The organism is Endozoicomonas sp. SESOKO2, from assembly GCF_024606245.1.
GTDB lineage: Bacteria > Pseudomonadota > Gammaproteobacteria > Pseudomonadales > Endozoicomonadaceae > Endozoicomonas_A.
The window spans coordinates 1-1,321 of record NZ_JAHHPQ010000226.1 but is presented as its reverse complement, the minus strand read 5'-3'; the positions used below and the strand labels follow the sequence as shown (position 1 = coordinate 1,321).

The 1,321-nt window shown below is 48.4% G+C and carries 1 protein-coding gene; it reads right to left on the bottom strand.

Going from position 1 to position 1,321, the window contains the following annotated elements; translation table 11 throughout:
* Positions 1-14 precede the first annotated feature (14 nt).
* The gene (locus tag KDK17_RS05645) at positions 15-896 is read right to left on the bottom strand and encodes a hypothetical protein (protein WP_257281758.1); all 882 of its coding nucleotides are present in this window, start codon (positions 894-896) and stop codon (positions 15-17) included.
* Between the last annotated feature and the right edge of the window lie 425 nt (positions 897-1,321).

The window sequence follows — 1,321 nt, the reverse complement described above, 5'->3', positions numbered from 1 at the left end:
AGCCTGTTAGGTGACTAACGGGAATCTCGCTCCTTCAGGGGCGAGAGGATGTCAAAGACTCTCCCACATAGCTGCGGCTGGCCATCCCCCCCGACTACGGACACGTCAGAGGTTTGTGGCCTGATGTGGTCTCTTCTTTTATGATCCGGAAGAGCTTGTTGGCTATGGGTAGTGCCTCGGGAAGGAAGACAACCCGAAGGTGAAGCGCCCGCTGGACGTGCCAAATGGGCAAGCATACAGGAAATCCTGATCTCTTCGGGGTGACTGTCACCACGTAGATTGAGTAGCCCATCGATTATAATCCAGTCATCAGGGGTGGCAGGCAAATTCCGGTGCACTGTCAAATCATAACTGGGTGCTCCGGCTGGGTCGGTTGCATAGATTGCCCCTGCACTTACTGAGTTTGTGAGGTTGTCTGGTGAACTTTCCCCGGTGTTCAACTGCCATTCAGCGGACCCTCCTCTATCGGGTGATGGTCGGAAACTGCAAACGCCGTGACAGGGAAAGACAAAACAATTTAAACCCAAAGTGTGCAGAGGTTGTTGAGAGCCTCTGTCACCGCCGCCAAACCGGGAATGCCGGGTACTTGTGAAGAAAGTGCTTGTATGTTGGGTTGTTGCTCCTGAAACTTGGTCGCTGAATGATTCTGACAGTGGGTGTGGTTGTTTGTTAAGTCCAGAGTCAGGCACAACAATGATGGTGGCAAACGCTTGCTCCCCCCGTGTCAGCATAGATCGTGCTTTTTGTTGTGCGTTCGGGTTAAACGACGATAAACTGATGTTCCAATAGTTTTTCAAAAGCCAGCCAACTGCAATAACTACTTCTACAGGTGGCCATGAATAAGGGATGGAGCTTAGCGGGGTGTCCTTTGTGTTCAGAATAAGTTCGTAGCCCATTAGCAGATCAGTGGCGTAAAGCCATTGCCAGTAAACCGATTCAATAATGGTCGTTTTTACCCGGTAACCGCCGGGTCTCTGTCGTTTTTTATCAGGCGATGAATATGATTCTGAATAGCCGTTTGTATTGGCAATACCTGACGGGGGATGGCAGTGTACGCTGGTCCTTTTTTATAGAAAAACTCTGGTTTGAAAATCCTGTATTATTTTCAAGCTCGACAATAAAACGCTCTGCGAACAGTTCGGCCTTACAGACGACAGACAACAATATTATTAGCAGTGCTGTATGGAGTGAGTGTCTAATAATTCTATCCTTGTATTCCAGTGGGTAGAGAGGAAGGATAGATCAAGCAAATAAGTCTGTTTTCTAGCAGCCTGTCGGACTTAAGGCTGTCCTACTGCGGTTGCAATAAATTGAGGATAAA

What these genes read in the sequence shown, in the direction of transcription:
- KDK17_RS05645 (WP_257281758.1), bottom strand. Translation starts at nt 896, where the DNA reads ATGGGCTACGAACTTATTCTGAACACAAAGGACACCCCGCTAAGCTCC.